The sequence below is a fragment of the Leptotrichia sp. oral taxon 223 genome, assembly GCF_013394795.1.
In the GTDB taxonomy this organism is placed as follows: Bacteria; Fusobacteriota; Fusobacteriia; order Fusobacteriales; family Leptotrichiaceae; genus Leptotrichia.
In genome coordinates this window covers 661503-687302 of the sequence record NZ_JABXYU010000001.1, presented here as the reverse complement: position 1 = coordinate 687302, position 25800 = coordinate 661503, and the positions used below count along the sequence as shown (strand labels likewise).

Sequence of the window (25800 nt, the reverse complement as noted above, 5' to 3'; positions counted from 1 at the left end):
AAAGGGAGTTTTATAAAATTTAGGAAAGGAAAGGGAAAATGAGAGTAAATATACGAGGGCGGGAATTTATTTTTGAAGTAAAAGAAAAAAAAACTAAAAGCAATGAAATAAAGTATAATAGCAAAAAGAAATTTACATTCAGATTTATTGTTTTGACGATAACATTTATGATATTTGGCATAATTATCGAAATGTCAAGGCTAAATGTGAATTATGTTGTTGGAAGCATTGCAAAATCGGATATTGTGGCGTATAAAAATGTATCTTATTTTGTGGATATTCTGGATGACAGCATTGAAGAAAAAATAATGAAGACTACACAGCCTGAATTTGATAAAATAAAAGATGTAAACAAGCAAACTGTAATTTCACTGAACAGATTTCTGCGTGACATACGGAATATGAACCCATCTGACAATGCGGCAATTGAAAAGTATATAAAGGAAAATAAGTACACGTTTACAATTGCGGATATTAAGGAAATAGCGGCAAGAACTGAAAATGTAGAATATTCTGTAAACCTATCAGATATTATATCTGAAATTTATAGTGATGGAATTTATAAAACGGAAAATTTATCCAAAATAATCCGAAAAAAAGATATAAAGGCAGACAACATTGACATGAAAATCCTTCAAAATTTTATAAAGCCCAACCTTGTTATCAATGAAGAAGCTACAAAAAAGAAAATTGCAGATAATATGATGTCGTTGAGAGATAAGGAAATTAAGATTTACAAAGGGGACATTATCGTAAAAAAAGGTGAAATTATTGATTCAGATACATTTTTGAAGCTGGAAAAACTGAATCTGGTAAGAAATGGGGATAAATTTAGAAAAACTGTTGGACTTGTGGCTACTTTTACGCTAGTTATGACATTGATTTATTATTTGTTACGAAAAAATGCAAGAAAAGTTGTGGAATCAAAGGCATTTTATCCGACACTTATTACAATAATATTTGTAAACACGATTTATATTCTGTTTTTAAATAATCAATATTTCATTTATTTACTTCCATTTGCAATGCTTCCAATTATATCGACAATTTTGGGAAACAGGGCATATGCGATTATAATGACATTTTCAAATATGATTATTCTGTCACGGGAAGAATCGTGGTTTCTAGTTACAATAGCGGTTTCGCTAGTTGCGATTTATAAGGCTGCGAGCCTTGTGAGCAGAAGTGATATTGTAAAATTAAGTTTCTTTTTGGGAATATTTCAGGCTTTGATGTCGTTTAGTTATGGACTTGTTAATCAGTCAAGCTTTGGATTGATGATGTTAATGATAGTATTTTCAGTATTTTCAGGCGTTTTAACTGGAATGCTGTCACTTGCGGTATTGCCATATTTTGAAGATTACTTTGAAATTTTAACAACAATGAAATTGCTGGAACTCAGCGATTTTTCGCACACGTTGTTAAAACAATTGCTTATAAAGGCACCGGGAACTTTTCACCATAGCATAATGGTTGGAGCGCTGGCGGAAGGAGCGGCTGAAAGTATAGGCGCAAATGCTACATTTGCGAGAATAGCTTCATATTACCACGATATTGGAAAAATGAAGCGGCCAGAATTTTTTGTGGAAAATCAGCGGGATGGAGTAAATCCACATAATAAGATAAAACCGTCATTAAGTGCATTAATACTGACTTCACACACAAAAGATGGCTATATTATGGGAAAAGAAAACAAATTGCCAAAAGAGATTCTAGACGTAATACTGGAACATCACGGAACAACCTTGACACAGTATTTTTACTATAAAGCGCTGGAAAGTGGAGAAGAAGTTGTAGAAAGCAATTTCAGATACAGCGGGCCTAAACCTAGAACAAAGGAATCTGGAATAATTCTGCTGGCAGATACGGTGGAGGCGGCTACAAGAACTCTTGAAAATAAAAGCAAGGAAGGGATTGAAAATTTTATCAGATATTTAGTAAAATCAAAAATGGATGATAAGCAGTTAAGTGATTCTGACTTGACTTTGGGAGAAATAGAAAAAGTGGTACAATCCTTTATAAACACATTACAGGGAGTTTATCACGAAAGAATAAAATATCCGAAGATGGATGAAAAAATGAAAAAAGATTAAAAATAAAATGGAGAAAACTATGCTGGATATTGATATAACTTATGATGTTGAAAAAATTGACGATTTTTTTGATAAAGAAAAAATAAAGGAATTCGTCAGTTACATTTTAAAAGATGAATATAAAGAAGAATTTGACAAAAATGAATACTATTTATCATTATTAATTACAACAAATGAGCAAATTCAGGAAATAAACCGTGAATACCGTCAAAAAGATGCTCCAACCGACGTAATTTCCTTTGCCTACAATGAAACCGAAAACTTTGGGGCAGTAAATATGCTAGGCGACATTGTAATCTCAATCGAGCGGGTAAAAGAGCAGTCTAGTGAATACGGACATTCTGACGAGAGGGAATTTTATTATGTCTTGTGTCACGGGATGCTGCATTTGCTGGGATATGATCACATTGAAGAGGAAGATAAAGTTGTTATGAGAAGACGGGAAGAAGAAATTTTGAATAGATTTAATTATAACAGATGATTTATAAAATCTGTTTATTTAGAATTGTTTAAAAATCATTGAATGCAGAAGGGATTGAAAATTTTGGAAGAAAAAAATAAAAAAAATAAAAAATCAATATTTTGGTTATTTCATAGGAAAGATAGATATAATTGGGATATAAAGAAGGAGAGAGCAAGAGATAAAAGACTTGTAGACAGCTTTAATTTTGCAATTGAGGGGATGATTTCGGCATTACAGAATGAGAAACATATGAAAGTCCATATACTTGCGGCAATTATAATTGTAATTCTGGCAATTGTGATAAATGCGAGCAAAGTGGAAATTCTTATAATTTCACTGTCTGTATGTTTTGTAATAATTACCGAGCTTATAAATACAGCAGTTGAGGCGCTTGTGGATCTGATTTCTCCTGAGAGGCATCCGCTTGCTAAACTGGCTAAGGATGTAGCGGCCGGAGCGGTTCTGATTGCTGCGATAAATGCAATTTGCGTAGGATATTTACTGTTTTATGACAAATTGCTGGATATTTTTGACGGTACGAATAAATTGCATATTATAGCAGGGCGGAAAGGTAATATTTCGATTTTGATATTGCTTCTGGTTGGAATTTTAGTAATTGTATTGAAGTCATTTTTTCAAAAAGGGACACCTCTTGAAGGAGGAATGCCGAGCGGACATAGCGCAATAGCTTTTGCGGCTTTTGGAATACTGCTTTTTATGACATCAGATATAAGAATACTGATTTTAGGATTCTTTATGGCGGGACTAGTAGCTCAGAGCCGTGTTAAATCTGGGATTCATAGCATAAGGGAAGTTCTGGCAGGTGGGCTGCTTGGATTTTCAGTTGCATTTATTATATTATTTGTGATGCTGCAATTTGGGATTTTATATAATTAAAAATTGAAAAAAGTTAAAAAATATGCTATAATACTTAGCGTTGGAAGTTATTTAACTTTGAATAATTTTACTGGGAAAATTAACGTAGAAAGTTCAAAAATTATTTAAATAAAATAGAAATTTAGGAGTTGAAAAATAAATTATGTTTCAAAAATTGGACGATGTTGTCTTAAAGCATAAGGAACTCACAGAAATGCTTATGGATCCTGAAGTCGTTTCAGATCCAAAGAAAATTATGGAGTATAATAAGGCTTTAAACAGCATTGATGAAGTTGTACAAAAATATACATACTATAAAAAGCGTAAAGAAGAAATGGAAAGCCTGAAAGAAGATCTGAAAGCTGAAAAAGATACGGAAATGAAGGAAATGATGCATGAGGAAATTCATTCGATTGAAGAAGAAATTCCACATCTTGAAGAAGAATTAAAAATACTTCTGCTTCCAAAAGATCCTAATGATGATAAAAATGTTATCATGGAAATCCGTGCTGGAGCGGGTGGAGATGAAGCAGCATTATTTGCGGCTGATATTTTCAGAATGTTTACTAGATATGCAGAAAGAAACCGTTGGAAAACTGAAGTCATTGACAAAAGTGAAATTGGGGTTGGGGGACTGAAGGAAGTAACATTTTTAATTAAAGGGCATGGCGCTTATTCAAGATTGAAATTTGAAAGCGGAGTTCACCGTGTGCAAAGAGTTCCAGCTACCGAGTCTTCTGGAAGGGTTCACACATCTACAATTACAGTTGCAGTATTACCTGAAATAGACGATGTAAGCGCAGTTGAAATTAATCCAAGTGACTTGAAAATTGATACATACAGATCAAGCGGAGCAGGTGGACAGCACGTAAATACTACTGATTCTGCTGTAAGAATTACTCACTTGCCAACTGGACTTGTAGTAACTTCGCAAGATGGACGTTCACAAATAAAAAATAAGGAAGCTGCAATGAAAGTATTGGCTTCTAAACTGTATGAAATGGAATATGAGAAACAAAGAAGCGCAGTTGAAAATGAAAGACGTTCGCAAGTTGGAAGTGGAGACAGATCTGAAAAAATCAGAACTTACAACTTTCCTCAAGGAAGAGTTACCGATCACAGGATTAAATTGACGCTTCATAGGCTGGATGGCGTTCTGGATGGTGATTTGGACGAGATGATAGATGCCCTGATTGCTTATGAGCAGGCAGAATTATTAAAAGAAGTTGGAAATAGCAATGAATAATTTGCTGGATATTTTGAATAAATCGGTTAATTATTTGGAAAAAAAAAATATAAAAAACGCCAGATTGACAGCGGAAAGTGTAATTTCGGAAGTAATGGAAATGGAAAGAATTATGCTTTATGCTGAATTTGAGCGTATATTATCAGAAGATGACTTGAAAAAAATTAGAGAAAAACTGAACAACGTGATAAGCAACAATAAGAAAATATCTGACAATAACGATTTTGAAAATATGGAAAGATCTGAAAAGCAGTTAAAATTACTGCTTGATAAAAGCATTTTGTATCTTGAAAAAAATAGTATTGATGAGAGTAAGTTAATTGCTGAAATTGTATTTTCACATGTTTTGAATGTGGATAGAATGATGCTTTTTACAAGGTACAGGGATGAAATTGAAGATGAAAAAATCGAAAGAATCAGATATTTTATTCAAAAAATTGGACGTGAAAAATTTCCAGTTCAGTATTTGCTGAACGAACAGGAATTTTATGGAAGAAAATTTTACGTTGACAAGGGAGTTTTAATTCCACGTCAGGATACAGAAGTTTTGGTTGAAAAAATGATTAATATTTTAAAAAATAACATTTTAAAAATAAAAACTTTGAAAAAAATTCAAAAATTCATCCAAAAATACTTGATATTGGCGTTGGAAGTGGTATAATAGGAATAACAGCCGCATTGGAAATAAAAGATTCCTATGTATTAGGCGTGGATATTTCTGAAAAGGCGCTTGAAACTGCTGAAAAAAATAAACAACTTCTGAAAGTTTCAAATATAAAATTTTTAAAATCAGACTTATTTGAAAATGTTGAATTTAAGCAGTTTGATATGATAGTGTCAAATCCACCGTATATTTCCCTTAATGAAGCTGGTATTATGTCAGATGACACTTTATTGCATGAGCCAAGCGAAGCACTTTTTGCAGAAAATGACGGATTATATTTTTATTATGAGATTTGTCAGAAGGCAGCTGATTATTTAGTTGATTTTGGATATTTATTATTTGAAATAGGCTATAAGCAGGGGAAAAATGTTGCCAAGATTATGACAAGTTCAGGTTTTAAAAATGTGGAAGTTATAAAGGATTTAGCTGGATTGGATAGAGTTGTCGTGGGACAGAAATTATTAAATAAAATTGAAAATTAGCAAAATTTTGGATTTTTAAATTTTTTAGTTTAGAAATCAAGAATTGTTTAATAAAAAAGAATGGAGATGAGTTAATGATTAATGATAGGAGAATTTTCAAAAAGACAGGAGCGTTATTATTAGGATTAACGTATTCAATAATATCATTTGGAAGTGAGAGTATTAAGGAGGTGGTCTCAACATCAGAAAATGTTGAAACTGTAAATACGCCAAAACCTGAGCCAAAATTGGTAGCTTCAACAAGAACAAGCGTTAGTAATTCTCAATTGGAAAAATTAATAAAGAATCAATATAATAATAAAAGCATTGACTTAAATGTAAATACAAGTTTGAGAAATATGCGGGACAGCGGAAGTTATGAGCGTCCAAATGTAAATACTTATACAGCGAATAGAAAAACACAGCAAGGGACTCCTGATATGAAATTATCAAAAGAGCAGCTGCTGGCTGTAGCTGAAAAAATTTTCCAAAATGAAACAGGAGGTGTTAGAAACAATTTAGTTGACTGGAATGATGGGGAAAACTTCCCGTCGCTTGGAATAGGGCATTTTACCTGGTTTAAAGCAAGTGGTGGCAGAAAAGGATTTGGAGATAGCTTGCCTGACATGGTTGCTTACTATAAACAGCAAGGTATTACATTGCCAAAACTGCTTTCTGAATTTAGATATTCGCCTTGGAGCAGCAAGTCAGAATTAATGGCTAAAAAAGCTAGTGGTGATAAGGATATTCAGGAATTAATCGCATTTTTTGATAATACAAGGGATATTCAAGTAATGTTTATTTACGACAGATTAAAAAGTTCGCTTGATAAAATGCTTGAAGCCTCTTCAAATAAAGAAAATTTAAAAAATCAGTTTGACAGAATGATGAATACTCCTAATGGGCTTTATGCGTTAATTGATTATGTGAACTTTAAAGGTGAGGGATTAAAAGGCGTTTCTTCATATAATAACATAGCATGGGGATTAAGACAAGTGCTTGAAAATATGAAGGGAACAGCAGTAGGACAAAGTGCATTAGTAGAATTTAGCAACTCTGCGAAGGATGTATTAGCAAGACGTGTGAGAAATGCTCCAAGAAACGAGAGAAGATGGCTGCAAGGATGGTACAACAGAGTAGACACTTATAAAACATTTGAAATTGGAAGAGCATATTAATTGAATAACAATTATGGCAGGGAATTATTAAATTCCCTGTTTCCTTTGAAATGAAGAAAAAATAAAAAAAGAAAATATAGAAAATAGGAGAAATAAATTAAATGAAAATTTCAGATTTTGATTTTGAACTGCCTGAGGAACTGATAGCGCAGTACGCTGTAAATCCGAGAGATCATTCAAAATTACTGGTATTAAATAAAAAAGAAAAAACATTGGAACATAAAAAATTTTATAATATTGTAGATTATTTAAAAAAAGACGATGTTCTTGTAATTAACCGTACGAAAGTTATTCCGGCAAGACTGTTTGGGCATAAGGAAAATGGAGCTGTGCTGGAATGTTTTTTATTGAAAAGACATGATATGCATATGTGGGAAGTTTTGCTAAAGCCTGCAAAAAAATTGAAAATCGGGCAGAAACTTATATTTCTGGAAGGAGTCTTGGAGGCAGAACTGCTGGAAATTAAGGAAGATGGAAACAGAATTGTAAAATTTAATTTTGAAGGAAGATTTGAGGAAATTTTGGATAAATTGGGAGAAATGCCGCTTCCACCGTATATTATAGAAAAACTGGAGGATAAGAATCGATATCAGACTGTTTATGCTAAGGAAGGGGAATCAGTAGCAGCACCAACTGCAGGGCTTCATTTTACAAATGAACTTTTGGAGAAAATTCGTGAAAAGGGGGTTATTATCGCAGAAGTATTTTTAGATGTGGGACTTGGGACATTTCGTCCAGTGCAGGTGGAAAATGTTCTGGATCATAAAATGCACAGCGAAAGATACAGAATACCCGAAGAAACGGCTAAAATTATTAACAAAGCTAAAGAAAGAGGGAATCGTGTAATTGCAGTAGGAACTACATCAGTAAGAACGCTGGAATCTTCTGTTGATGAAAATGGTAAATTAATAGCCTCTGAGGGTGATACAAATATTTTCATTTATGGAGATTATAATTTTAAAATTGTTGATGCAATTATTACAAACTTCCATTTGCCAAAATCTACACTAATTATGCTAATTTCAGCATTTGGAGGAAAAGAATTTGTTTTTGAGGCATATAGGAAGGCAATTGAGGAAAAGTACAGGTTTTATAGTTTTGGGGATTCGATGTTTATTTATTAAAATCAACTATAATATAGCAATTCTATCTTAAAGGAAGAGCAGCTAGATTTATTTAATTTTTATTAATCTGATAATTTTAAAGCACACCCTAATAACAAAATATAAAAAAATTTAAAAAGCTTGGCATATTTTTTTATAATGTTAAAATTTTTACAATCTTTAGAAAAATTTTTAAAGATAGAAAGATAGTACGGTCTATTCTTAATATTTTATATAGATTAGAATTAGTTAACAACTGGAGCAGGACGATAATAAACATCAGCTTCAAAACAATACAATGTAATTCCTCTTGCTTTTACAGCTTTTGCTACTTCTGGATCAGGAGTAGCAGGAGTGTATCCAACATATTGTTTAAGGGCATTGTTTAATCCGGAATTTACTATATAAATTTTAGTTCTTCCCATATTTGATAAGTATTTTGCATAATCCTGTGCTGCTTTGTCATATCCGCCAGTAACTGAAGAGCTAAGTTGAGTGAAGCTTCCTGAGTTTTCTATGTATACCCATTGATATCTGCTTTGGAGTTGTGCTATTAATGTTGATTTGGAGATGCTTCGTGCCTGTACGTTCGAAAAACCTATAATTGCTGATACTAAAAAGGCTAAAATTAAAGATAACGGTAATTTAAGTTTTTTAATCATAATATATCCCTCCGAATAATAAATTTAAATTTTACATTATGAAAAAACAAAAATATGCCAAGCTGATATGGATGTGATACCTCATCTGTATAAAATTGAATTTTTTGTTTCAATAATTAACAGATTCAATTTATCATAATTATTATAGCATAGAAAGATTAAAGAAAAATGAGAACTTTCATATACACTCTAATATAAGTCATATTGTTTACCTTTCAATATACGGGCCATATAAATTATTTAGATATAATAAACTTTTTATTTTTTTCTTTGATTATTCATATTAAATCCTATTTAAAAAATAGAAGTAAAATTCTATAATAAATAATTTAATAGCTTTGTCAAAAAAAATGACTTTAATTCCATGAATTTTTATTTTCTATTCTTTAAATGAGAAATAGTATTAAATAAAATATATTATGATAATAACAATTTATTTTAATATAGTTTATTTCAACTTTTTACATTTTTTTGTGGTATAATATAGTGAAAGTAAAAAATGCAATTAATTGTGAAAAAATTAACTTGAGATTGAACTGATAGTTATAGCTATTTACCAATTTGAAAATTGATGTGATTTTTGTTATGTGAATCCGAAAAGAGATTGAGTACAGATTAAACTTTTTATTTGAAAATTAATTTTTTAATTAATACTTAATCTTATATTTAAATGTATAAAGCGGTATTATTCAAATAAGGAAGGGATAACTATGAAGAATGATGATTTTAGGTGTAAAAACTGTGGAGGAATGATGCGATTTGATTCAAAGTCTAAAAATCTGAAATGTGAAAATTGTGAAACGGAAGTAAAATTGCCTGAAGTTCTTACATGGAAAAAGCACAGCATAGATGAATATGAAGAGAGAATAAAAAATGAAGTGCCTGAAGAGAAGACAGTAATAGAGTGCAGCTCATGTGGAGCCACAATTGAAATAAATTCTCTTGAAACTTCAAAAAAATGTCCATATTGTGATTCGAATATCGTAATGAGCGAAAAGGCGGTGTCTGTTCTTGAACCTGACGGAATGAGGCCTTTTGCGGTGGACATAAAGGAAGTTGGACGGCTTTTTTCAGATTGGATAAAAAAGAGATGGTTTGCTCCAAATGTTCTAAAAAATTTGTATCAAAGCGGAAAAGTTACTGGAATATATCTGCCGTACTGGTCTTTTGACAATAATGCAGACAGCAACTATGCTGCTGAAGGCGGAATAGATAGGACAGAAACTTATGTGGAAGATGGAAAGACAAAAACGAGGACAGTTACAGACTGGTATTATGTAAACGGAAATGTTGAAAATGAATTTAAAAATATAATAATGAGAGCTTCAAAAACATTAAATGACAGGCTTATAAAAAGTCTAGGCGGCTTTAATGTGGAAGAAACAATAGATTTTGATTCAGGATACTTGTCAGGATATAATTCTGAAATTTTTAAAGTTCCAATGAGAGAAGGGTATGAAGAATCTAAACAAATAATGAAAAATAGAATACACGATACAATCAGCTCAGAAGTGCTAAGAAAGTATGACAGAGTGAGAAATATAAGATTTAATGTTTACTGGAGCAATGAATATTATAGGCTTTTATTATTGCCTGTGTATTCAATGTCATATTCTTTTAACGGGAAATCCTACCAAGTTGTTATAAATGGGGAAAATGGCATTATAGTAGGAGAATATCCAAAATCTGTAGTCAAGATAGCGTTAGCTGTTATAGCGGCAATAATCGTAGTGTCAATAATAATTTACTTTATGAGTAAATAAATTTATAAAAAATAATAGGAGGAATTGAAATGGCTAGTATTTTAGGAAGATTTAAAACAATAATGGCATCTAATATCAATGCGTTATTAGACAAAATGGAGGATCCTGAAAAAATGATAGATCAGTATTTACGGGATATGGAAAAGGATCTGGGGAGTGTAAAGGCTGAAACAGTTGCTGTAATGGCACAGGAAAGTGCAGCCAAGAGAAAAGTTGCAGAATGCGAAAATGAAATTAAGAAAATGGAAGATTATGCGAAAAAAGCTCTTCAGGCAGGAAATGAAGCTGATGCGAGAATGTTTCTGGAAAAAAAGGGTTCTATTAAGATAAAGCTGGAATCCCTGGAAAAAGAAAAAATGGTTGCAGTTGAAAATTCTTTGAAAATGCGTGAAATGCACGATAAGCTTACATCAGATATACAAAAGCTTAATGCAAGAAAAAATGAAATAAAGGCAAAAATAAAAATGGCAAAATCTGCTCAAAAGATTAGCGCAATGACATCTTCTGATGGAATTAGCGGGAAAATGTCATCATTTAATTCTATTGAAGAAAAAGCTGACAGAATGTTGGATGAAGCAAATGCCACTATAGAGCTTAATTCTCCAAAAAAAGATGAAGTGGATGATCTTATGAAAAAATATGACAGCGAAGAATTAGAAAGCTCATCAGCAGTTGATGATGAAATGGAAAGACTGAAAAAGGAAATGGGATTGTAAAAATTTGAAAGGAGAAATTTACTATGGGATTATTTGGAAATCAGCTGGCGAATGTGGTAGAATGGGAACAGTATAATGATGAAATGCTCTTTTGGAAATGGTCAAACAAGGAAATAAAAAAAGGATCAAGATTAATTATACGCCCTGGGCAGGATGCGATTTTTCTTTTTAATGGAAAAGTGGAAGGAGTATTTGAAGATGAAGGGAGTTATGATATTGCGTCACAAATAGTTCCTTTTTTGTCAACATTGAAAGGATTTAAATTTGGATTTAACTCAGGAATGAGAGCAGAAGTGCTTTTTATCAATACAAAGGAAGTTACTGTAAGATGGGGAACTAAGAACGCTATTAATATTCCGGCACCAGGACTTCCAGGGGGAATGCCTATAAGGGCCTTTGGTACAATGGCGTGCAAAATTGATAATTATAACGTGCTGATTGATAAAATTGCCGGAATTAAACAGCAGTTTGATATTGGCGACGTAAAGGAGAGGGTAATTTCAATGCTGGATCAGCTTCTTATGAAATGGATAGCAAGAGAAGGGAAGGATATGTTCAACCTTCAAATAAATTCATTTGAAATAGGAAATGGAATAAAGGAAGACATGGACTTTGAGATGCGAAAAATAGGACTTTCTATTCCTAGTTTTTCTATTTCCAGCTTCAGTTACCCGGAAGAAATTAAGAGAATGCAGGAAAAGGCAGCAGGCCAAAGCATGGTTGGAGATATAAACAAATATACTCAAGTGGCTATGGCTGACTCAATGGAAAATGGAGGAGGTGCAGGAAATATGGCTGGAAACATGGCAGGTATGCAAATGGGAATGATGATGGGACAGCAAATGTCAAATCAGATGAACCAAATGAACCAGCCAAATCAAATGCAAAATAATCAACAATCTTCAGGAAATGCTCAATCCACAGGAAATAGCGCTGCACCGAAGTTCTGTCCAGAATGCGGTACAAAAACAAATGGCAGCAAATTCTGCCCGGAATGCGGTACAAAATTATATTAATTTCTATAATCAGATAAAAATCATATGGGCTAATATTTCTTAATATCTTTAAGATAAGCCCATATTTTTCTATGAGCCTCAGCACGGCTAATGTGTTCATGTGCTAAAACTGTTTTGCTCCTGTTACTGTTATGATTATCTCGTTGTCAATAACACTGACATTTGCACTCGGTACAAAATTAAGAATTGTACAGTAAATATACTTGAAAACAAAAAAAGAATCAGGCTTATTAAGTAAGAAAGCATATAAGGATGTGGTTTTTATGAAAAATAGCTTTTTTAAGAAATTGTTGGTATTTTTATTATTATTTATTATGATTCCTCTTATTGGATTGGATAAACCTTATAAAAGATTGGACAAATTGCATGCTACAGGAATAGGCGCTCATCTTATGTCGTTTTATGAAACTGTTAGTAAAACTTGTGAAGGGCAAAAGATTCATTATAAAGGAGATACGTCTTTGGGAACTTTGCTCAAATTTAAAGTCCATCAAGATGGAATGAAAGTAAAAGTGGAAGAAGTGGAATTTCAAGATGCCAAAGATAATAAAATAACATTTAAAACTGTTCGTACGCTTTTCACTGTAAATCCTGTAAAAGGTAAACTTTATTGCTTTGAAGGAGTATTGCCTGATGGAATAGCGGATAAAAGAATGACTATAGAATACAGAGGTAAAAAAATAAGTTATTATTTGCACAATAGTTTAAACCATGTATTGGTAGAAGGGAAAGATGGGCCGGAGCCGATGGAGCTGGATACGATAGAATTCTATTCAGGTGATGAAGGTGATAAATACTAGAAATGATGCAATCAGACAGGTTATTGACGATGATCAGCTTAATATTAAAGGGAGCCTGTATATATCAAAAAACATGATCCTTAAAACTAATTTTTATATTTAGCCGTTAGATCATGTTTTATATTATTTTAGTAAACTCATAATAAATTATTTTAAAATTTAGCTCAAAAAATTATAAAAGTTACTATTTTTTTAAAATTATTCAATTGACAAAGATTAGTTAAGATAAAATGCCTGTTTTAAACCATCATAATCCATTATTCCTTCGTTAACATTTTCTATAACTGAATTTTGTATCATTATGTTTGTTGGAACGTTTTTAATTTTAAAGCCATTCATTAATGACTGAGTAGCGTCATAATAAACAGGGAAGGTAAATTTGTTTTCTGCAACAAACTGTTTTGTCGCTGTTAAATTTGTTCTTCTGCTTGTAAATACGACTGCCACGTTTACGCTATCCTTATTTTCTTCATAAAATTTTTGGACTTCTGCTAATTCAGCATGGCAATGCGGGCACCATTCAGCGGCAAATACTAATAATGTAGGCTTACCGTTATTGAATATTTTTCTGTTTTTTATATATTTCCCATTAAAATCCCTTAACTCGAAACTAGGAATTTTTGTTCCAGCTTCCATATTTACCTCAAGAGGTTTTGCCTTCCCGTATCCAACTAAAAATACCATAAACATTGAAATAATAAGTAATAATTTTTTCATTTTTATCCCTTCTTTCTATAAATTTAAAACTCTCAACTAGATTATATAACATTATTCAAAATATGTAAAATAAATTTTTTTACAAATATATTATTTTTATTTGACATTATCTGTAAAAATTATTATAATTGTATAGGTAGTAAAATAAATTTAAAATCAAACTCAAAGAAGTTAAAACTTAGTTAATAAAAATTTTTAAAATAAATTAGATATTGTAAAATAAAGGAGGATTGAAAAAGTTATATGAAAAAAATAGGAGCAATAGTAGTAATAATGCTGGTTATTGTTTTTTTATCGTGGCAGACAGGGAAGGTAGAAAAAAAATCGTTGAGTGGTGTTTCCAAGGAACAGATTGTATTAGAAAAAAACAAAGATAAATATAATAAACATATACGGTTTTATAACAGAATATTAAATATCGATAAAGGACTTTTGTATTATTTTGAAGATGCGGGAATGGATAAGAAGTTTAAAAATATTCAGACTGAAGATATTGAAGCGAATATTGCGATAGATAAAAACTTTATTGATAAATTAAAGGAATTATCAGAAAGCAAAGAAAAAAAAGACGAACTGGATAAAAAGGCGATAGCTATGATTCCAATACTTGAAAAAATGCTGCCAGTTGCAGAAGAAATGAGAACTTATTATAAAAATAAACAATATTTGAAAGATAATTACGCAAAAGCGCAGACATTGCATACAGAATTACTTGCCTCGCTAGATAAATACAATCAAGTGACAAAAAGCTACAAAGAAGTTTTTGAAAAAAAATCTAATGAAATCAAAAAATTAATGATAAAAGATTATGACAAACGAAAACAGTTTATAACATATAATCAGTTCATATTTATTGAGGAAGGCGACAAGATCATAAAGGAAATCCATAAGCAAGGGCTGGATGCAAGCGATTTTACAGTAAAGGGAAATGCTAAGAAATTCAAAAAAATTCAGGAAAAGATGGATAAACTTTTTAACAAATTTGAAAAATCCATAAAGAATACAAAACAGCTTGGAAAGGAAGGATACAATCCTGGAGATCACAGTGAGTTCATTCAGAAAGCAAATAAATTTAAGCAGTCTGTAAACGTATTTATCCAAAGAATAGAGAAAAAGGAAAAAGCTTCACACTCATCTGTAAGCGACAGCTTCTTTGCACAGACTGAGGAAGGGACACCAGAAAATGTACTTGCAAACTTTAATGAAGTGATAAAGGAACATAATAAATTATTGGCTAAAAAAGTTAAAAAATAATATTTATAGTTAGTTTACTTAAAAATTATAATAAAAATATGTAAAAAGCAATGAATTTCCATTTTCGTTTTAAATTAGAATTGCTATAAGATAAAAAAGAGAGATTTGATTTTATCAGATTTTTCTTTTTTTTTGTAAAAATGTGGTATAATTTTAGTGAAAACAATGTATTAAGGAGTGGTAGCAATGAAGAAAGCAGTTATATTTTTGGTGATGGTATTTGGTGTGAATGCAATGGCACATTTAGGACTTCCGTGTTCGTCAGAAGAAAAAAAATGTGTTATAAGAGGTTTTAAGATAGATGGAAATGTTCTGGATGAATCTGAAGCATCAACTATCAGGGAGATTATCAATGATTTGAATAAATATGGTAAATCTGGAACAATTGATATTATAGGGCATACAGATTCTACAGGTTCACGAAAACATAATTTAAAATTATCAGAAACAAGAGCAAAAAACTTTGCAAAACTAATGAGGAAATATGGGCTGGATAAAAGATTTTCCTTTGGAAAAATAAAAGGCGAAGGGGCAAATTCGCCTGTGGATACAGACGAAAGAGCTGAAGGCAGATACAATAATCGAAGGGTTGAGATTTTTTTGAATAATGTGGAATTTGAAAATCAGCAAAGTAAATAAGATTTAAATTTTAAAGGAGTTAAAGAAAAAGGATTATGAAAAAATTAATTATACTTTTGGTGATAATAACAGGTATAAATATGCAGGCAGAGGAAATTTTAAAAAAAGAAGAAAAAATTAATACGGAAAATACTAATTATATTCCAGAACCCCCAATGTCAACTCAGATAATTTGCGGTTTTCCACCTTGTGATTTGACATATGGAAAATGCATAGTTCGTGGATTTAAAGTAGATGGAGAAAAAATGAATGAATCTGAAAGTTATGATTTGAAATACATTGCAAATATGCTTAATACCCATATAGAAAAAGGTTCCCTTGAAATTATAGGGCATACAGATTCGACTGGTTCAAAAAAGCATAATTTGAAATTATCGTTGGCAAGAGCAAGAAATGCAGCTAAATTATTGCAGGAATATGGACTGGATAAAAGATTTTCTATTGTAAAAATTACAGGAAAAGGTGGGGAAGTGCCTGCGGATACAAATGAAACTGTAGAAGGGAGATACAATAATCGGAGAATTGAAATTATTTTGAATGACTTGGAATATAAAAAGTTGAGATTTATAAATAAAAAAACTATTTTACCGAAATAAAATAGTTCTAAATTATAATATGAGTGATCTTTATAAAGTGGTGCCGCTTGTCGGACTCGAACCAACCACCTACTGATTACAAGTCAGTTGCTCTACCAGATGAGCTAAAGCGGCAAAAAAATCAACAAAATTATTATATCGGATTTTTCCCTTAATGTCAAGGGAAATTTTTATTTTTATTGAAAGAAAATTTTTTTAATGATATAATTATGACAAATATTTGGATGTTTTTGGGGAATGAAAATTATGGATATAAATTGAAATTTTTCAGAAAATAATTATTCGGAGCAACATGGAATCAGTGAGGCCGGGATTGATATAAATTCCATAAAAAACAGAAATTATATTTTATGTTGTTTGCTAACAGAATTCATAACTAATCTGCTATTCAAACGGGAAATAGTATGAAACTTTTCGGGGAAAACTATTTATTGCTTTGCTTGTTAAGAAGATATGTCAAAATTTGCTGGATACACAGCGGATAAAAAATATGTTTGGTTCTTTTCAAATTTGAATTAAGAATTAAATGAATTAGAAATTTTGAATAGCATAACTAGAATTTTTTAAAATAGCTTTAACGCTATAAATAAATTTTGATAAAATAATGAATTGAAAAAAGGAGAAGAAAGTTAAAAATGAAAATAGTATATTTAGATAATGCCGCAACTACGAAAATGTCCGACAAAGTGATAGAAGAGATGACAAAATCGTTTAGTGAAAATTATGGAAATCCATCGTCTGTACATACTTTGGGACAACGGGCAAAATCAACTGTGGAAAGGGCAAGACATATTATAGCGCAGAATTTGAAGGTGGAAACGACTGAAATTGTATTTACATCTGGTGGGGCTGAGGGGAATAATCTTTTGATAAGGGGATTTTTGAAGGCGAATAAGGATAAGGGGAAACATATTATAACGTCTAAAATAGAACATTCTACGATTTTGAAAACCTTTGAGCAGTTGGAAAATGAAGGATATGAAGTTTCGTATATTGGCGTTGATGAAAATGGAGTTGTGGATATTGAGGAATTGAAACGGGAATTGAGGGAAGATACCGCCCTTGTATCGATAATGTTTGTGAATAATGAAACTGGAGTTATTCAGCCAATTAGGAAGATTGGAGAAATTTTGGCAGAGAGAAATATATTTTTTCATACAGATGCAGTTCAGGCAATAGGGAAATTGGAAATTTTGCCAAAAGATTTGAAAATAGGAGCTTTGACGGTGACAGCACATAAATTTTATGGACCTAAGGGAGCAGGATTTGTATTTATTGATAAAAAATATTCGGTTGAAAAGGAAATCTGGGGTGGCTCGCAGGAAAGGAACAGACGAGCTGGAACAGAGAATGTCCACGGAGTTTTGGGGCTTGGTGTGGCACTTGAGGAAGTTTATGAAAATTTGGAAGAAATGTCAGAAAAAGAAGAAAAATTACAAACTTATCTAGAAAATAAACTGAAAACTGAAATTGTAAAACTTGGAAAAAAAATAAAAATAAATGGAGAAAAAGCGGATAGAATAAAAACAACAACAAATGTCTACATAGAAGGAGTGGATATACAAATGCTACTGGTAGCACTAGATTTAAGAGGAATCTGCATAAGCGGCGGTTCAGCATGCATGTCAGGATCGCTTGAAAATTCACACGTTTTGAAGGCTATGGGACTTACTGATGAGGAATTGAAAGGTTCATTTAGAATTAGCATTGGGAAAGACACTACTATTGAAGATATAGATTATTTTGTGGAAAATTTAATTGAAGTTGTTTCATAGAATTAAATAAAAATAACTTATCTGAAATTATAAGGATAAATTTTTAAATAAAAAAATAATTATATGTTTGAAATTGGAGATTAAAATAAATGAAGAAAAGCAAAAAGAAAAAATATAAGTTTCTGTGTGTGAGTGATATTGAGATTTTGGCGGATATGGAAGAGGATTTATTGAAGCAGAGATTTAAGGATATAGATTTTATAATGTCTGCTGGTGATGTTTCCAACAATTATCTGGATTATCTTGTTTCAGTGCTGAATAAGGATTTGATTTGTGTTAATGGCAATCATACGTATAATAGGGATTGTCCGATAGAATTTGCAAAGGTAATTAATGGTAAATTTATAAAATATAAGGGATTGCGGATATTGGGGCTTGATGGGAGCAAGGTTTATTCGTTTCAGGAACATCAGTATAGTGAAAGTCAGATGAAAATGAAAATTTTAAAAAATATTTTTTTTCTTCGTAAAGGTGTTGATATTGTTTTGAGCCATGCTTCGCCTGAAGGAATTCACGATAGAGACGATGGTGTTCATAATGGTTTTAGGGTTTTTCATAAGGTTATAAAGCATTTTAAGCCAAAATTGTGGATTCATGGACATATACATTTGTCCAATTTTATGAATTATCAGGATACAATGGTTGGAGATACAATGGTGTCAAATACGTTTGGATATAGGATATTTACTATTGAAAAATAAAGAAATGTTAAAAAAGTTGTACAGTTATTGAAATATTTTAGAAAAAGTGAATATTTGGAGGAAAAATGGAAAATAGGACTTTGATGAATGTGATGGAGGCGGAAGAGGCTTATAAAAAATTTTTGAAATCTTCAAGAGGTATATTTGGATTTAATTTTAAGAAAAAGGAGAATTTAAAGTCGTTTTCGGAAATTCAAAAGGAAGAAAATGCCTATAATAGTGTGAATTTAGGGATAAAGGAAATTCCGCTTGATAAAATAGTAGGAAGTGTTGAAAAATATGCAGATTTTGATAAAAATTTTGTTCCTAAAAATAATGTGGTAAAACAGAGATGGATAAATATTTACATTGGATATACGTCAGATAGTATGCTTCCGACGGTTATTCTTTACAAAATAAAGGATAATTACTATGTTTATGATGGCAATCACAGGGTTTCGGTGGCAAAATTTTTAAATTTTGCGACAATTGAGGCACAAGTGGAGGAGTTTTTGCCAACAAAGGATACGAAGGATAAGGTTATTTACAGGGAGAATATGATTTTTGAGAAGGAAACAGGACTTTCTGATATTTTTCTTTCAGAGCCAATAAAATATAAATATTTGAAGGAAGAAATCGAAAGTTATAAAAATCTTTTAGACAAGAGAAAAAATGAAAATTTGGATTTGAAGGAAACAGCTAAAAATTGGTATATGAATATATTTTTACCAATAAAAATGATACTTTCTGAAAATGAAATAATTAAAAATTATGAAGGTAATCCAGATGATGTTTTTTTGTTTTTTTTAGAACATAAATATTATTTGAGTAAAAATCATGGGAAAAATGTAGGATATTTGTATAGTGTAATTAACTTTATAAATTTAGTAAAAACAAACGAAAATAAAGATTTGGAAAATATTTGTGAAATTCAGACGCAAGAATTAATTGAAAAATGTAAAAAATTGGAAAAGATTGATAATGAATTGATAAATTCTAATTTTAAAGATGAAATGCAAGCAGAAACAGAATTAGAAAATGAAATTGTAAGTTATTTTAGAAATGGAATAGAAAAACTTTCTAATAGATATTCCAGCTATTTGTTTGAATCTAAAAAAATGGCAAATAATGAAATATGGACTTATTTTGCTAAATATATTTTGAATTATATAAAAATTTTAAATGCTCAGGAAAATAATGATTTTAGCAATATGAATGGAGAAAATATTATTGAGGAAAATAACTTTGAAAAAGAGCAAATAACTAAACCAAAAATGAAATTTGACAATATTGAAGTAAACACACTGAACTATATCCTTGAAGTATTTTTACCAATTGTTGAAATATTTTTGAAAATAAATGAGAAAGATTGCTTTGTCGTGAATGAATACGAAAAATTGCAAAATGATTTTTTTTGTTTATTAAAATTAAAAAATTTGCTTAAAGCAGAAGGAAAATCTACTAAATATGAGAATATAATGACTGAAAATATAGAAATTGCGATAAATACAAAAAATAAAAAAGTTCTTTTTGGAGTAAAAGAGTTTCTTGTTTTAGAAAAGAAAAAGGAATTTTTGAAAAACTTGAAAAATCCTGAAATTTTTCAGGGGATATTGAAAAAATATGGAGAAATAAAAAAATACGAAACTTATGTAAAATTTTTTATAGCACTTGATAATTTTGGAGAAGAGGAATTTTTGAATAATTTGGAAAAAGATTTAAAAGAATTTTATTTGCAAGATGATAATGTGGTTGAGTACAAGACGGAAAAAGTTATGAAAATTGAAAATAGCGGCATTTTTGAAGATGATTATGAAATTGGATTTATAGATTTTTTTGTAATAAATTTGTTTGGTAAGTTATTTTAAAATTTGTTAATAAGGAAGGGAATTAAAATGAATAATACAAAAGCGATATTTATGGATTTGGATGGAACAGTGCTGACAAGTGAGCATAAGGTTTCGGAAAATTTGATAAGAAAATTGAGAAAACTGGAAGAAAAGGGAGTGAAAATATTTATTGCAACTGGGAGAACCTTTTCTTCGTCAAAGCCTTTTGTGGAAATGTTGGGGATAAAAAATCCAGTAATTAACTATAATGGAGGAAGAGTTGTAAATCCTTTGAATAGTGAAGTTATTTTTGAGAAGCCTGTTGAGGCACAGGATGTTAAGGAGCTTATTAGAATCTCGAGAGAAAAGAGAATTCATCTGAATTTATATATGAATGACAAGCTATATATTGAAAATGAAACAGACGAAGGTGTAAAATATTCAGAAAGTGTGGAAATTCCGTATTATGTAAGAAATTTTGACGAATTTATTGGAAAAACTTCCACAAAGGCGTTATTTATTGCGGAAAATGCGATTTTATTAGAATTGAAAAAGGAACTGGAAGAAAAATTACCGCATATTAATTTTGTATTTTCAAAACCATATTATTTGGAATGTTTGAATAAGGAAGTGAATAAAGGGCTGGCAATAAAGGAACTGTTGAAAAAATATGATATTTCCCCAGAAGAAACAATGGCGTTTGGAGATCAGTGGAATGATTTGGAAATGTTGAAGTTTGTGAAATATGGATATCTTATGGGGAATGCTACGGAAGAATTGAAACAGGAATTTTCAAAAGATAAAATTACTCTGTCAAATGATGAAGATGGTATTTATGAAGTGATAAAAGAACTTTAGGTATTTTTATAAAAATAGAAATTAGGTAGAAATTATGGGAAATAAATTTGTACATTTGAAATTGCATACGGAGTATTCGCTACTTGAAGGTGTTGGGAAGATTGATGAATATGTTGGAAGAGCTAAGGAAATTGGGGCAAAAGTACTTGCAATTACGGATACTTCGATGTTTGGGGTGATTGAGTTTTTTAAGAAGTGTAAAAATGCTGGAATAAAGCCGATTATTGGACTTGAGGTGTTTCTGGATGGGCTGGAGAAAGTGGGGGAGTATTCACTTACTTTGCTTGCTAAAAATCAGAATGGGTATAAAAATTTGTCTAAGTTGTCGTCAATTTCATATAGCAGGTTCACACGGAATCGAAATAAAATTAAATATGATGAATTGAAAAAATATTCGGATGACTTGTATATTTTGTCAGGCGGGATAAATAGTGAGGTTGTAAAGGGTATTCTGGACTTGGAAAATACTCAGGTTAGAAGGGTTATTGAGAAACTTGGTAAGGATTTTGGGGATAATTTCTTTATTGAAGTTCCTGCTGTGGAAAGGCTGGAAAAGGCTAGGAAAATGCTTTTTGACATTGTGCGTAAAAATAAATTTAATAATTTTGTTATTACAAACGATGTTTATTATCCAAATCGGAAAGATGCAGTTTTGCAGAAAATTGTGGAATCAATAAAAGAGGGAAGCAAAATTGATACAGAAAAATCGGAAAATAGTGAAATTTTGTATGATGATTTATATCTAAAATCTGAAAATGAAATAGAAAAAAGTTTTGAAAATAAGGAATATAGCGAATTTTACGAAACTGGAATTAATAATGTGGAAAAAATTGCGGAAAACTGCAATGTTGATTTTGAGTTTCATCATTTTAAATTTCCAAAATATTCGTTGCCGCAAAATGTAAGTGAAAAGGAGTTTTTACGAAATCTAGTATTTAAGGGACTTTTTCACAAATATTTGAAAAAATCTGTTTCAGATTCTGAAAAATTGCAGCTGGATAAAAATTTTGAGATAATTGAAAAAGAAATTGCAAAAGATGAAATTGCTGGGCAAAAATTGAAAGAAGTTAAAATTCGGGAAGAATTATTAAAAAATAATTTGGAAAATGTTTTGAAGCGTGCAGAGTATGAGCTGGAAATTATTGATAAAATGGGATACAATGGATATTTTATCATTGTCTGGGATTTTATAAAATTTTCACGTGAAAATGGGGTTTACGTTGGGCCTGGAAGGGGTTCTGCAGCTGGAAGCATTGTATCGTATGCTTTGAATATTACGGAAATTGATCCACTTGAATATAACTTGATTTTTGAACGTTTTTTGAATCCTGAACGTATTTCGATGCCTGATATTGACATAGATTTTGATCAGGAACAGCGGGAAATTGTTATAAATTATGTGGTGAATAAATATGGAGCGGAATATGTGGCACATATCATTACGTTTGGAACGCTAAAGGCAAGGCTTGCGATTCGTGATGTAGGGCGTGTGTTAAATGTTTCACTTGTAAAAGTCGATAAAATTGCTAAAATGATACCGTTTAATACAGAACTGAAAGATGCCCTGAACAATATCCCTGAAATTAGAAAAATGTATGAAACTGACAAAGAAATAAAAAGGGTAATTGATTATTCGCTTAAATTGGAGGGAAAAGTGCGGCATGCTTCTGTTCATGCAGCTGGAGTCGTTATTTCCAAAGATGTGCTAAGTGATGAGATTCCGACTTATTCTGATGGGAAGACGAAGATTGTTTCGACACAGTATCAGATGAAGGAACTGGAAGAGCTGGGAATTTTAAAAATGGATTTTCTTGGCTTGAAAAATCTCACGATTTTGCGAAAAACTGTGGAAAATATTGAAAAAAGACGAAAAACAAAAATTGTATTAAATGATATTCCTCTAAATGATGAAAAAACGTATGAATTGCTTACAAAGGCTGATACAATGGGAGTTTTTCAATGTGAGTCGGCTGGAATCAGAAGCCTTATGAAGAAAATGAAAATTGAAAAATTTGAGGACATAATTGCATTGCTTGCACTGTACCGTCCAGGACCTTTGCGAAGTGGAATGGTGGATGATTTTATCAATGTGAAAAATAACAGGACTGAGATAAAATATATTGATGATTCGCTAAAATACATACTTGAGGAAACTTACGGGATAATTTTGTATCAGGAGCAGGTTATGAAAATTGTGAGTGAAATGGCAAATTATTCACTTGGAGAAGCTGATGAGCTGCGGCGTGCAATTGGAAAGAAAAATCCTGAACTAATGAAGAAAAATCGTGAAAAATTTGTAACAAATGCTCAAAATAAGGGAGTTTTATCGAAAAAGGCAAACGAAATTTATGATTTAGTGGAAAAATTTGGTGGATATGGATTTAACAAGTCACATTCGGCAGCTTACGCTCTGATTGTTTACTGGACAGCATATTTTAAAGCAAATTATCCATTAGAATTTTTTGCTGCGATAATGACAACCGAAGTGCATAATCTGGATAGATTTGTTGTTTTTGTGAATGAAGCTAAGGAAAAAGGAATTAATATATTTTTGCCAGATGTGAATTTGTCTGATTATGATTTTAAAATTGAAGAAAATCAGGTGAATAATGAAAATTTTGGAAAGGTTGGAATAAGATTTGGACTTTTTGCGATAAAAGGCGTGGGGGCAGCATTAATTAATGAAATAAAAAAAGAACGAAAAAATGGAAAGTTTGTTTCCTACAAAGATTTTGGATATCGGATGAAACAAAACGGAATTACAAAAAAACAGCTGGAATCACTAATTTTATCGGGAGCATTGGATGGGCTTGATGGAAACAGGTTTGAAAAATATAGATCCATTGATAAACTTCTGGAATACAGCCAGAAAAAATACGAGTCCGAAGAAGATTTGCAAATGATTTTATTCGGCGGTAAAAAAGAAATGTCAGTTGATTTCCAGATGAAAAAAATGATGAATTTCCCCAAAAAGTCTTGCTTCAAAACGAAAAGGAATATTTGGGAATCTACGTTTCAAGCCATCCTTTAAATGAGAAAAAAAATCTAATAAATATAATTTCCCATAATAAAATATCAGAAATTTCTCAAAAAGAGCTAAAAAGAGTACGAATTATTGGAATAGTAAAAAATGTGAAAAAATTTGCAACACGGGCTGGAAAAGAGCCGATGGTAAAATTTGAAATGGAAGATTTTCAAAAAAGCATTGAAGTAATCTGTTTTCCAAGAGAATACATAACTTTTGGCTATAAAATCACGGAAGGGCAAATTATGGTGCTGGAAGGAATTGTAAATTCCGAGCAAAATAAAAATACAGTAATTTTAAACAACATTTGCAACATTGAAAATCTGGAAGAAAACAAGAATCTGAAATTATACATTTTAATTGACGAAGAAGTGAAAGAAAAAAATCAAAAACTAAAAGAGATTATTTTAAAAAATAAAGGCGATAATCAAGTATTTTTGGCATTTAAAACTAATGAGAAAAAGGAAGTTGTGAGATTGTCTAAAAAGTATAATGTGAATCTGTCGCTCAAGTTTATTAGGAAAATTGGGAAATTAGTGGGAATTGAAAGGATAAAGTTGAAATGATAAAAAAATTAAAGGAGTTGAGATATGTTTTTTTTAAATAATAAAAAATTAAAAAAATCTTTTAAAGTAACATTCATAATGATGATATTTTTTACAATAAATATTGTAACATTTTCTGCGAAATCAGAATTTTTGGCAATTGGGAATTTAAAAATTGTAAGACAGGAGCCGCTAATTATAAAGAGGGAAGATTTGAATATTACGATTGAGAAAAATAAAACAATAAAGGTTGAAAGTGTTTATACATTTGAGAATATTGGGAATTATAATGTGAAATCGACGTTTATGTTCTGGCTGGACACAAATATTGAGAAGAGCTTAAAAGAGGATTTTAGTAATAAAAATACGAATAACCGAGGGAAATTTGTAAAAAATATAAAGTTTTTGACAGACTATAAAAAGGCACAAAATTTGAGGGCAGTTATAAAATTTGATGAAAATATTTATGAGAGTCAAGTTACAGATAGTATCCAGCGTGAATGGTTTGCCATTTCAAAGGTTATTCCGTCGATGGAAGAAGGGAAAATCGCTGTTTATTATGATTTGGTAAATACAAAATTTTCAAGAAATAAGGATTTTGTGTACAGTTTTGAGCTAGTTGACAATTTTTTTAACAAAAATAAGGCGGAAATATTGTATGTAAATGTTTATAATAAATCGGATTTAAAAATTGACAGTATAAATTTTAAAGATTATGAATTTAAAAATATTAGTAAAAATAATACAAAAGAGCATTACGAACTACTAGAGAGTGGAGTAAATCTGGATGGAAAAATTTCAATAAAATTTAAGTAGGGTAAATATTGGTAATTTTGCCAGA

Annotated in this window: 22 protein-coding genes, 1 tRNA gene and 1 pseudogene; 21 read left to right on the top strand and 3 right to left on the bottom strand. The window is 30.9% G+C overall.

What is annotated here, in order from left to right:
* The first annotated feature begins 38 nt into the window (after positions 1 to 38).
* The 8 genes from HW275_RS03280 (at position 39) to queA (ending at position 8105) form a co-directional block, all read left to right on the top strand.
* Positions 39 to 2093: an HD family phosphohydrolase gene (locus HW275_RS03280; protein ID WP_178935131.1), complete on the top strand. Its 2055-nt coding sequence runs from the start codon at positions 39 to 41 to the stop codon at positions 2091 to 2093.
* 19 nt (positions 2094 to 2112) lie between these two features.
* Positions 2113 to 2574, top strand: coding sequence for an rRNA maturation RNase YbeY (gene ybeY, locus HW275_RS03275; protein WP_178935130.1), 462 nt, complete (start codon positions 2113 to 2115; stop codon positions 2572 to 2574).
* A gap of 42 nt (positions 2575 to 2616) precedes the next feature.
* A complete protein-coding gene (locus HW275_RS03270) occupies positions 2617 to 3453 on the top strand; it encodes a diacylglycerol kinase (RefSeq protein ID WP_178935129.1) in 837 nt (278 codons plus the stop codon).
* 142 nt (positions 3454 to 3595) lie between these two features.
* Positions 3596 to 4678: a peptide chain release factor 1 gene (gene prfA, locus HW275_RS03265; RefSeq protein WP_178935128.1), complete on the top strand. Its 1083-nt coding sequence runs from the start codon at positions 3596 to 3598 to the stop codon at positions 4676 to 4678.
* Entirely contained in the window at positions 4671 to 5339 is a 669-nt protein-coding gene (locus HW275_RS12345; protein ID WP_255460001.1) for a hypothetical protein, read from the top strand. Before prfA ends, HW275_RS12345 begins: the two co-directional genes overlap by 8 nt.
* Positions 5297 to 5824, top strand: a complete 528-nt coding sequence (locus HW275_RS12340; RefSeq protein WP_370464340.1) for a HemK/PrmC family methyltransferase — start codon at positions 5297 to 5299, stop codon at positions 5822 to 5824. Before HW275_RS12345 ends, HW275_RS12340 begins: the two co-directional genes overlap by 43 nt.
* 74 nt (positions 5825 to 5898) lie before the next feature.
* Positions 5899 to 6981 carry a hypothetical protein gene (locus HW275_RS03255; RefSeq protein WP_178935126.1) on the top strand — a complete coding sequence of 361 codons (1083 nt, stop codon included), beginning with the start codon at positions 5899 to 5901 and terminating at the stop codon, positions 6979 to 6981.
* A 101-nt stretch (positions 6982 to 7082) separates the two neighbouring features.
* Complete coding sequence (queA, locus tag HW275_RS03250; RefSeq protein WP_178935124.1) at positions 7083 to 8105, top strand: tRNA preQ1(34) S-adenosylmethionine ribosyltransferase-isomerase QueA; 1023 nt, start codon at positions 7083 to 7085, stop codon at positions 8103 to 8105.
* 224 nt (positions 8106 to 8329) lie between these two features.
* Here queA and HW275_RS03245 read toward each other — a convergent pair whose 3' ends face one another.
* Positions 8330 to 8746, bottom strand: coding sequence for a hypothetical protein (locus tag HW275_RS03245; RefSeq protein ID WP_178935122.1), 417 nt, complete (start codon positions 8744 to 8746; stop codon positions 8330 to 8332).
* 710 nt (positions 8747 to 9456) lie between these two features.
* Here HW275_RS03245 and HW275_RS03240 point away from each other — a divergent pair.
* The 4 genes from HW275_RS03240 to HW275_RS03225 all read left to right on the top strand — a co-directional run bounded on the left by HW275_RS03240 (position 9457) and on the right by HW275_RS03225 (position 13041).
* The gene (locus HW275_RS03240; protein WP_178935120.1) at positions 9457 to 10509 is read left to right on the top strand and encodes a hypothetical protein; all 1053 of its coding nucleotides are present in this window, start codon (positions 9457 to 9459) and stop codon (positions 10507 to 10509) included.
* 29 nt (positions 10510 to 10538) lie between these two features.
* On the top strand, positions 10539 to 11225 hold the full coding sequence (locus HW275_RS03235) for a PspA/IM30 family protein (protein ID WP_178935118.1): 687 nt from the start codon (positions 10539 to 10541) through the stop codon (positions 11223 to 11225).
* A gap of 23 nt (positions 11226 to 11248) precedes the next feature.
* A complete protein-coding gene (locus tag HW275_RS03230) occupies positions 11249 to 12241 on the top strand; it encodes an SPFH domain-containing protein (protein WP_178935116.1) in 993 nt (330 codons plus the stop codon).
* Between the two features lie 263 nt (positions 12242 to 12504).
* Positions 12505 to 13041 carry a hypothetical protein gene (locus HW275_RS03225; RefSeq protein WP_178935114.1) on the top strand — a complete coding sequence of 179 codons (537 nt, stop codon included), beginning with the start codon at positions 12505 to 12507 and terminating at the stop codon, positions 13039 to 13041.
* Between the two features lie 216 nt (positions 13042 to 13257).
* Here the strand turns inward: HW275_RS03225 and HW275_RS03220 are convergent, their stop codons facing one another.
* Complete coding sequence (locus tag HW275_RS03220) at positions 13258 to 13758, bottom strand: TlpA disulfide reductase family protein (RefSeq protein ID WP_178935112.1); 501 nt, start codon at positions 13756 to 13758, stop codon at positions 13258 to 13260.
* Between the two features lie 243 nt (positions 13759 to 14001).
* Between HW275_RS03220 and HW275_RS03215 the strand changes: the two genes are divergently transcribed.
* From HW275_RS03215 to HW275_RS03205, 3 genes are all read left to right on the top strand, one after another.
* On the top strand, positions 14002 to 15012 hold the full coding sequence (locus tag HW275_RS03215) for a YiiG family protein (RefSeq protein WP_178935110.1): 1011 nt from the start codon (positions 14002 to 14004) through the stop codon (positions 15010 to 15012).
* Between the two features lie 186 nt (positions 15013 to 15198).
* On the top strand, positions 15199 to 15651 hold the full coding sequence (locus HW275_RS03210) for an OmpA family protein (protein ID WP_178935108.1): 453 nt from the start codon (positions 15199 to 15201) through the stop codon (positions 15649 to 15651).
* 35 nt (positions 15652 to 15686) lie between these two features.
* Entirely contained in the window at positions 15687 to 16247 is a 561-nt protein-coding gene (locus HW275_RS03205) for an OmpA family protein (RefSeq protein WP_178935106.1), read from the top strand.
* 38 nt (positions 16248 to 16285) lie between these two features.
* On the opposite strand, the gene HW275_RS03200 is transcribed toward HW275_RS03205, so the two are convergent.
* Positions 16286 to 16361, bottom strand: a tRNA-Thr gene (locus tag HW275_RS03200).
* A gap of 521 nt (positions 16362 to 16882) precedes the next feature.
* Here HW275_RS03200 and HW275_RS03195 point away from each other — a divergent pair.
* The 6 genes and pseudogenes from HW275_RS03195 to HW275_RS03170 all read left to right on the top strand — a co-directional run bounded on the left by HW275_RS03195 (position 16883) and on the right by HW275_RS03170 (position 25775).
* Entirely contained in the window at positions 16883 to 18022 is a 1140-nt protein-coding gene (locus HW275_RS03195) for a cysteine desulfurase family protein (RefSeq protein WP_178935104.1), read from the top strand.
* 89 nt (positions 18023 to 18111) lie between these two features.
* Positions 18112 to 18723 (top strand): metallophosphoesterase, encoded by a 612-nt coding sequence (locus tag HW275_RS03190; protein WP_026749356.1) that lies wholly within the window; start codon positions 18112 to 18114, stop codon positions 18721 to 18723.
* A gap of 65 nt (positions 18724 to 18788) precedes the next feature.
* A complete protein-coding gene (locus tag HW275_RS03185) occupies positions 18789 to 20570 on the top strand; it encodes a DUF4032 domain-containing protein (RefSeq protein WP_178935102.1) in 1782 nt (593 codons plus the stop codon).
* A gap of 27 nt (positions 20571 to 20597) precedes the next feature.
* Positions 20598 to 21389 (top strand): Cof-type HAD-IIB family hydrolase, encoded by a 792-nt coding sequence (locus HW275_RS03180; protein ID WP_178935100.1) that lies wholly within the window; start codon positions 20598 to 20600, stop codon positions 21387 to 21389.
* Positions 21390 to 21423: 34 nt separating this feature from the next.
* Positions 21424 to 24980 (top strand): annotated as a pseudogene (gene dnaE / locus HW275_RS03175) (DNA polymerase III subunit alpha).
* A 24-nt stretch (positions 24981 to 25004) separates the two neighbouring features.
* The gene (locus tag HW275_RS03170; protein ID WP_178935098.1) at positions 25005 to 25775 is read left to right on the top strand and encodes a hypothetical protein; all 771 of its coding nucleotides are present in this window, start codon (positions 25005 to 25007) and stop codon (positions 25773 to 25775) included.
* Positions 25776 to 25800: the final 25 nt, after the last annotated feature.

Coding starts and splice junctions, on each gene's coding strand:
- HW275_RS03280 (WP_178935131.1), top strand. CDS start 39: ATGAGAGTAAATATACGAGGGCGGGAATTTATTTTTGAAGTAAAAGAA.
- ybeY (WP_178935130.1), top strand. CDS start 2,113: ATGCTGGATATTGATATAACTTATGATGTTGAAAAAATTGACGATTTT.
- HW275_RS03270 (WP_178935129.1), top strand. CDS start 2,617: ATGCAGAAGGGATTGAAAATTTTGGAAGAAAAAAATAAAAAAAATAAA.
- prfA (WP_178935128.1), top strand. CDS start 3,596: ATGTTTCAAAAATTGGACGATGTTGTCTTAAAGCATAAGGAACTCACA.
- HW275_RS12345 (WP_255460001.1), top strand. CDS start 4,671: ATGAATAATTTGCTGGATATTTTGAATAAATCGGTTAATTATTTGGAA.
- HW275_RS03255 (WP_178935126.1), top strand. CDS start 5,899: ATGATTAATGATAGGAGAATTTTCAAAAAGACAGGAGCGTTATTATTA.
- queA (WP_178935124.1), top strand. CDS start 7,083: ATGAAAATTTCAGATTTTGATTTTGAACTGCCTGAGGAACTGATAGCG.
- HW275_RS03245 (WP_178935122.1), bottom strand. CDS start 8,746: ATGATTAAAAAACTTAAATTACCGTTATCTTTAATTTTAGCCTTTTTA.
- HW275_RS03240 (WP_178935120.1), top strand. CDS start 9,457: ATGAAGAATGATGATTTTAGGTGTAAAAACTGTGGAGGAATGATGCGA.
- HW275_RS03235 (WP_178935118.1), top strand. CDS start 10,539: ATGGCTAGTATTTTAGGAAGATTTAAAACAATAATGGCATCTAATATC.
- HW275_RS03230 (WP_178935116.1), top strand. CDS start 11,249: ATGGGATTATTTGGAAATCAGCTGGCGAATGTGGTAGAATGGGAACAG.
- HW275_RS03225 (WP_178935114.1), top strand. CDS start 12,505: ATGAAAAATAGCTTTTTTAAGAAATTGTTGGTATTTTTATTATTATTT.
- HW275_RS03220 (WP_178935112.1), bottom strand. CDS start 13,758: ATGAAAAAATTATTACTTATTATTTCAATGTTTATGGTATTTTTAGTT.
- HW275_RS03215 (WP_178935110.1), top strand. CDS start 14,002: ATGAAAAAAATAGGAGCAATAGTAGTAATAATGCTGGTTATTGTTTTT.
- HW275_RS03210 (WP_178935108.1), top strand. CDS start 15,199: ATGAAGAAAGCAGTTATATTTTTGGTGATGGTATTTGGTGTGAATGCA.
- HW275_RS03205 (WP_178935106.1), top strand. CDS start 15,687: ATGAAAAAATTAATTATACTTTTGGTGATAATAACAGGTATAAATATG.
- HW275_RS03195 (WP_178935104.1), top strand. CDS start 16,883: ATGAAAATAGTATATTTAGATAATGCCGCAACTACGAAAATGTCCGAC.
- HW275_RS03190 (WP_026749356.1), top strand. CDS start 18,112: ATGAAGAAAAGCAAAAAGAAAAAATATAAGTTTCTGTGTGTGAGTGAT.
- HW275_RS03185 (WP_178935102.1), top strand. CDS start 18,789: ATGGAAAATAGGACTTTGATGAATGTGATGGAGGCGGAAGAGGCTTAT.
- HW275_RS03180 (WP_178935100.1), top strand. CDS start 20,598: ATGAATAATACAAAAGCGATATTTATGGATTTGGATGGAACAGTGCTG.
- HW275_RS03170 (WP_178935098.1), top strand. CDS start 25,005: ATGTTTTTTTTAAATAATAAAAAATTAAAAAAATCTTTTAAAGTAACA.